Source organism: Acrocarpospora phusangensis, from assembly GCF_016862995.1.
Classification (GTDB): domain Bacteria; phylum Actinomycetota; class Actinomycetes; order Streptosporangiales; family Streptosporangiaceae; genus Acrocarpospora; species Acrocarpospora phusangensis.
This window is the reverse complement of sequence record NZ_BOOA01000072.1, coordinates 33,427-39,774: the sequence shown is the minus strand read 5'-3', so window position 1 is coordinate 39,774 and position 6,348 is coordinate 33,427. Positions and strand designations below refer to the sequence as shown.

General features: G+C 74.6%; 5 protein-coding genes. All 5 read right to left on the bottom strand.

The genetic code is table 11. The annotated features are described in order from the left end of the window. Positions 1–24: 24 nt before the first annotated feature. From Aph01nite_RS31965 to Aph01nite_RS31945, 5 genes are read right to left on the bottom strand one after another with little or no spacing between them, the layout of a single operon-like run. Positions 25–648 carry a double zinc ribbon and FHA domain-containing protein gene (locus Aph01nite_RS31965; protein WP_204044768.1) on the bottom strand — a complete coding sequence of 208 codons (624 nt, stop codon included), beginning with the start codon at positions 646–648 and terminating at the stop codon, positions 25–27. 10 nt (positions 649–658) lie between these two features. Beyond that, positions 659–2,476 (bottom strand): AAA family ATPase, encoded by a 1,818-nt coding sequence (locus tag Aph01nite_RS31960; RefSeq protein WP_204044767.1) that lies wholly within the window; start codon positions 2,474–2,476, stop codon positions 659–661. Next, on the bottom strand, positions 2,473–2,721 hold the full coding sequence (locus Aph01nite_RS31955) for a hypothetical protein (protein WP_204044766.1): 249 nt from the start codon (positions 2,719–2,721) through the stop codon (positions 2,473–2,475). The genes Aph01nite_RS31960 and Aph01nite_RS31955 overlap by 4 nt, the downstream gene beginning before the upstream one ends. A gap of 51 nt (positions 2,722–2,772) precedes the next feature. After that, positions 2,773–4,041: a hypothetical protein gene (locus Aph01nite_RS31950; protein WP_204044765.1), complete on the bottom strand. Its 1,269-nt coding sequence runs from the start codon at positions 4,039–4,041 to the stop codon at positions 2,773–2,775. Next, positions 4,038–6,314, bottom strand: a complete 2,277-nt coding sequence (locus Aph01nite_RS31945; protein WP_204044764.1) for a protein kinase domain-containing protein — start codon at positions 6,312–6,314, stop codon at positions 4,038–4,040. Before Aph01nite_RS31945 ends, Aph01nite_RS31950 begins: the two co-directional genes overlap by 4 nt. Positions 6,315–6,348 lie beyond the last annotated feature (34 nt).

Below are 6,348 nucleotides of genomic sequence, written 5' to 3'. Positions count from 1 at the left end.
GTCATGGCGGTCACCCGCAGCCGGTCATCCATGGCCGTCCTCGTCGAGTTCCACGCGTGCCTCCACGTCGGCGGCGAGGCGGAGCCGGTCCCCCGCGCGCAGGGGGATCCGCGCGCCCGCCCCGGCGCGGGAGCCGTTCACGAACGTGCCGTTGGTGGAGTTCTCGTCCCGCACCCAGCAGGTGCCGCCGGGGTCGACGGCGACGGTGGCGTGCAGGCGCGACACGTTCTCGAAACGGGTGAACACCTGCGCGTGGTCGCTGATGGCCGGGTCCCGGCCGAGCACGACGGACCCGCCCGCCGGCACCGTCACCCGGCCGCCGGGGAACTCCAGCCGGAGCGCGGGGGCCGTGTCGCGGCGGGTGCCCATGACCGGCTCCGCCCGCTCCGGCTCACGGCCGAGCGGCTCCAGGCACTCGACGCAGACCAGGTTGCCCGGATCGGGCACGTCGGCGCCGCACTTCGGGCAGTTCTCCCGCCCGGCGGGCAGCGGGCCGACCGCGGTCTCGGCGTCGCCGACGGGCCCCTGCACCCAGACCGGCGCGGGGCCGCGCGGCGCGGCCGTCAGCAGCGGCCCGCCGCAGGTCAGGCAGAGCGGGGCGCTCTCCGGCACGGGCTCGCCGCAGAACGGACAGGTCAGGTCAGCCATGGGGCCTCCTTCATGCCAGCTCCAGCGTCACGGTCGGCCCGTCCCTGCGCATGCCCGTCACCGTGACCGGGCCGTGCCGTCCGGGCGGGCGTTCGAACAGCGCCCGGGCCAGCGGGTTGACCAGCAGCGACTCCAGCGCCGCGCCGATCCCGCGCCCGCCCTTCTCCAGGTCGGCCGTGCACCACTCCCGCAGCGTGCTCCTGGCCGGCTCCTTCACCAGCACCTCCAGTCCGTGCTGGTCGCTGACCGCCCGCAGGATGTTGGCCAGCTGCAGCTCGAAGATGCGCCCGGCCGCCTCCGCGCCGACGAAGTCGAACACCACGATGTTGTCCCCGAGCCGGTTCAGCAGCTCGGGCCGCCCCAGCACCCGGGTGAAGTGATCACCGATCGCGGCCTTGATCGTCCGCTCGATCAGCTCGTACGGCATGCCCGGCCGCACCTCGCTCCCCACCATTCCCAGATTCGACGTGAAGATCAGTACGCACTCGGAGAAGTGCGTGGTGGTGCCCCGCCCATCGGTCAGCCGCCCATCTTCCAGCACCTGGAGGAACTTGTCGAGAATACGCGGATGGGCCTTCTCGATCTCGTCGAACAGGACGACCCGGAAGGGCTGCTGCCGTACCGCGTTGGTCAGCTCGCCGCCCGCCTCGTGGCCGACGTATCCGGGCGGCGCGCCGATCAGCCGGTCGCCCGCGTGCTCGGCCGAGAACTCGCTCATGTCGAACCGCAGGTACGCCGACTCGTCCCCGAACACCAGCGCCGCCACCGTCTTGGCCAGCTCGGTCTTGCCCACCCCGGTCGGCCCGGCGAAGAACAGCACCCCGCGCGGCCGGGACGAGGACTGCGCGGCCTGCGCCCCCGACAGCCCGAGCGCGGCCCGCTTGAGGATGTCCAGCGTCTTGGTGACCGCCGCGTCCTGCCCGACGATCCGCCCCGGCACGCTGGTCTCGCCCTCCCTGATCCGCTCCCGCAGGAAGCCGCGCCGCCACGGATTGTCCAGCACCCCCAGCTTGTACGTGCGCACCGCGTCCGGCAGCTGGGTGAACCCCAGACCGCGATCCCGCGCCAGCCGGGTCACGTCCACCATCTGCCGCAGCGCCAGCCCTTCCGCCTGCTCGGCGAAGGCGTCGCACACCTCCGGGTCCGGCCGCCCGCCCGGGAACGACCCGGCCAGCAGCCTGGCGGTGGCCTGCCGGTCCCCGAAGTCCGGGCTCGGCACACTGATCGCCCTGATCAGCTCGTTCCCCGCCGTCAGCCACGACGGCAGGTCCCGCTCCCCGTCCACCAGCCAGACGACCGGGTTGTACAGCGGGCCCGGCCGTACGGTCCCGGGCTGGAACAGCGGCAGGGCCGTACGCGACGACTTCAGGCAGAACAGGAAGAAGTCACGCTCGGCCGGGTCGAGCTGCTCCGGACTGACCACCAGCCGCGACGCGTAGTCGATCACGAACGCCCCCCGCACCGGCGTCTCCCCCGCCTCCTGCGGCCTCCCGAACGCCGTCAGATCCGCCCGCAACCGGGCCAGCGACGGCGGCTGGTTCCCCGGCTTGCCCCCCAGCAGCCTGGTCGCCGCGTCCAGCGCGTCCGGCTCCTGCGGATGCACCATCAGCCCGTCCACCGGGTCATAACAGAGCAGCGTCTGGTACCCGCTCGGCTCCAGCACCTGCCACAACAGATCACGCAACGACCGCAAGGCAGGCGACCCCCCGCCCGGCCGCACCAGAAAGTGGTCACGCAGGTTCCCATACAGAACGTACTGCGACTGCACGGCCAGGGTCGCGTCGATCTCCCTGGCGAAAGCCGGCCACTCCGGCGATACCCCCGTCATGAGGCTGCTCCTGTTCGTGCGCGATGCCGACGGATGAAACGGTGCAGCGTCCAGCGGGCGTGCCCGGCCAGGGCGACGCCGCTGGTGACCAGCAGCTGTCCGGGGAAGAGGACGAGCGCCAGTACGAATATGGCGAAAAGAGTCACGGGCAGCCAGGAACGCGACCGTTTCGGCAGGGACAGGGGGTCCCCGTCGAGCCACCAGGTCCACAGGCCGGCGACGGTCGTCCAGGCGATCGCCCTCATGGGAGGCCCGGCCAGGGACGCGGACCGGCGCGGGAGGCGGGCGGCACGGGACTACTCCGGGCGGTCGCGGTGGCGGGCGCGGGGGAGGCGGCGGGGTTTGGCGCCCGTGGGGCGGACGCGGGGGGCGGGGCGGGTGCCGGGGGGGAGTTCGCGGGTGACGCCGGTGTCGACGCCGTCGGCGGAGAGGCGGGTTCTGGCCTGGTCGACGGCGTCGCACCATTCCTGTTCGCGGGCCGCGTCGGCGTCGGAGCCGTCGGCGGTGCGGACGACGGCGGAGCGGACCTGGCCGTCCTCGGTGAGGAGTAGCTGGACGGCGTGCTGGTCCCAGTCCTCCTTGGCCAGGCGCAGGGGGTGGCCGCTCTCGTCCTCGACCTGGTAGCCGAGGTCGCCGAGCGCGACGAGCAGCTTCTCCTTGACGTGCGCGCGGTCGGCGGCGGCCACCACGGCGGCGCAGGCGGCGCGCGCCTGTTCGCGCAGGGCCGGGTCGAGGTCGGCGCGGCCGGCCACCACCTCGGTGAGGCGGGCCCGCACGTCCTCGTGCTCGGCGGGCGCGTCCCGCTGGAGGGCGTGCAGGAGGCGGGCGGCCTCGACCGCGCGGACCCGGCGGCCGGCGGCGGCCTGGTTGGCCTGCTGCACCCGGTGGCGTACGTCCACCACCCGGGACTGGGCCTCGGCCGGTCCCGACGCCGCGCCGATCCGGCGGGCGGCCTCCCGGATGGCGAGCAGATCCTGGGCCGAGACGCGGGCCGCGAGCCTCCCCAGCACGCGGTCCAGCGTCTCGGCCAGCTCCTGGGCGGCCCGCGCGTCCCGCCAGCCGTCCGGCGCGGCGGGGAGCGCGGCCAGCAGCGCGGCCAGTTCGGCGGCGGAGCCGGCCCGGCCGGAGCCGCCGAGGGCGTGCAGCAGGTCGTCGAAGACGGTCTCGGCCGCCGCCGCCGCGGTGAGCGCGCTCAACTGGGCGTCCACCTCGCGCAGGCTCTCGTCGGTCTCGCCGCACCAGCGCAACAACTCCTCGGCTGTACGCCCATGCGGGTCCAACTGGCCGGGAAGCCGCCCGGCCAGGGCGATTCCCGCGCAGGCCTCCGCCAGGACGGCCAGCCGCGCGTTCCGGTCCAGCACGCCGCTGGCCGCCGCCCCCCACGCGCACGCCTCCCGGTGCGCCTCCTCGGCGCGGGCGGCCACCTCGTTCATGTGCTCGCCGAGCGCGCTGACGCCCTCCAGCGCCAGCGTCGTCCCGGCGATCGCGGTACGGCTGGCGAATCCCACCGCCACCACCGCCCCCACGCCGACGATGGCCGGGATCAGGAATACCTCACCGCTCACGCGTTCCCCCCGAGGGTGGTCGTCCGGGCCTGGGCCAGCTCCCGTTCCCAGGTCTGCCAGCGCCGGTGGGTCCACAGGCCGTACGCGACGGCGACGCCCACGGGCAGGATCAGGAACTGCACCAGCAGCCCGGCCACGATGTTGATGACGATCAGCAGGAAGATGAAGATCACCGCCGCCGCGACGAGGCCGCCCCGCCCGCCGGCGGCCAGCTGGGACAGCGAGCGCATCGCCCCGGCCGGTCCGCGCGCTCCGGCGGCGATCCGGCCCAGCGGCCCCAGCAGCGAGTAGCGCGGGTGGTACTCCCCGGCGATCTGCAGGGCCATCACGATCTCGGCGAGCCCGAGCGAGAGCCAGACCACCACCATCACGAGGAACTGGATCGACGGTTCCGCCGGGACGAACGTACGGGTGCGCACGTCGTAGGTGTCCTGGGGGAGCGCGTCGGCCAGCCAGAGCACGACCAGCCAGAGCACGCTGAAGATGCCGACCGCCAGCGCCGCCCAGCTCACCGCCCTGATCCTGCCCGCCTCGCGGCGCTCCTCCAGCTCCCGCCAGCGCTGCTGCCTGGCCAGGTCGGCGGCGCGCTGCTGGGCCCGGCGGCGGGCCTCGTTCTCGGCCCAGCCCCGCGCGGCGCCCGTGCTCAGGTGCGCGGCCAGCAGCCGCGCGGGCTCCCCGGAGTCGAGCAGTTCGTCGAACCAGGGCACCGGGACCGGCAGCGACGCGCGGACCTCCTCGGTGGCGCGGCGCAGCGTCTGGGCGGTGCCGTGCTCGTCCAGGGCCAGCGCCAGCAGCCCGCCGCGCACCCGCGTGACGTCGAACTCCCCGTCGCTGAACTCCCCGTCGTTGAACTTTCCGTCGTTGAACTCTCCGTCGGCGGGGAACGCCGCGTCCAGCTGCCGCCAGCGGGCGTCCACGCCGCGCAGCTCCTCGGCGCCGGTCAGCCCGGCCAGGACGGGCAGCAGGTGGTGGGTCCACAGGTCGGCCATGACCGCCTGCCCCTCCCGCGGGCGGGCCAGCGCCGAGGCGGCCAGCTCCAGCAGGTTCTCCGTCGTCATGGCCATGCCGCGGTAGAGCGGCGGCAGCGACGGGTCCAGCCAGTAGAGGAGGTAGAGGAGCTTGACGTCGGGGGAGAGGGCGGCGGAGGTCAGCCGCAGGTCGATGAGCTCCTGGCGGCCTTCCACGTCGTCGGACGCCGGGTCGTCGAACTGGCGCAGCCAGGCCCGCAGGGTGCCCCAGCCCTCGCTGGGATGGTCCTGCGTGCCCATGGTGACCAGGAAACGGCGGGCGGCGTCGTCCCAGCGGGCGGCCATCGCCCGCGCCAGCGGCACCCGCGCGGTGTAATGCTCGCCCAGGAACAGCAGCGGCACGCGGGTGCCGTCGCCGCGCGGTCCGCTGTCCTCCGCCACCGGCGGCGCGCCCCCGGCCAGCCACTGGGCGACCTGCTCGCCGCCCCAGCGCGCGGCCGGGTCGCGCAGCAGCAGCCCCCGGCAGAGCAGCCGCAGCCGCGGGTCGGCCACCTGCTCCACGTCCATGCTCCTGGTCAGCAGGTGGTGCATGACCGCCTGCTCGGTCATGCCCTCGAACGGCGACCGCCCGGTGGCCAGCTCCAGGACCAGCACACCCAGCGACCACCAGTCCCAGGCCCGGGAGACCGCGCCGCTGAACGACTCCGGCGGCGCGTACGCCAGGGTGCGCGAGGCCGTCCCGAACACGATGGAGGCGTCGATCCCGCGGCTCAGCCCGAAGTCGGCCAGCACCAGGTCGAGCGGCTCGGTCCCGCGTACGAGCACGTTGGCGGGCTTCAGGTCGCGGTGGACCGCGCCGAGCCCGTGTAGCTCGCCGAGGGCGTCGGCCAGCTGGGCGACCACCCGTACGGTGTCGACCGGGCCGCGTCGCAGCAGTTCGGCGAGGGTGCCGCCGGGCACGTACTCCTGGAGCTCGAAGTCGCGGCCGGCCGCCTCGCCGGTGCGCAGGACGCGGACGATGTGCCGCGACCGCAGCCCCCGCACGGCCGACCACACCGCCGGATCGGCCCGGTAGCCGGGCCGGTACACCTTGAGCGCGAAGAGCGCGAACTCGCCGCCGGACCGGTCCCGCACCACCAGCAGGTCGGCCTCCGCGCCCTGCGTGCCGATCGGCCGCACCACCTCGTACGCCTCCGCCAGCGACGGCGGCAGCCCCCCGAACCCGGCGGGAGCCCCGTCCCGGCGCGTCTCGGGAACCGCCGCGTCCCTTCTGGTCGGCGGGACCTCTCGCGGGGGGAAACCCATCGCACCTGACTCCTCGTGACGGAACCCCGGGCCC

What these genes read in the sequence shown, in the direction of transcription:
- Aph01nite_RS31960 (WP_204044767.1), bottom strand. Translation starts at nt 2,476, where the DNA reads ATGACGGGGGTATCGCCGGAGTGGCCGGCTTTCGCCAGGGAGATCGAC.
- Aph01nite_RS31965 (WP_204044768.1), bottom strand. Translation starts at nt 648, where the DNA reads ATGGCTGACCTGACCTGTCCGTTCTGCGGCGAGCCCGTGCCGGAGAGC.
- Aph01nite_RS31945 (WP_204044764.1), bottom strand. Translation starts at nt 6,314, where the DNA reads ATGGGTTTCCCCCCGCGAGAGGTCCCGCCGACCAGAAGGGACGCGGCG.
- Aph01nite_RS31955 (WP_204044766.1), bottom strand. Translation starts at nt 2,721, where the DNA reads ATGAGGGCGATCGCCTGGACGACCGTCGCCGGCCTGTGGACCTGGTGG.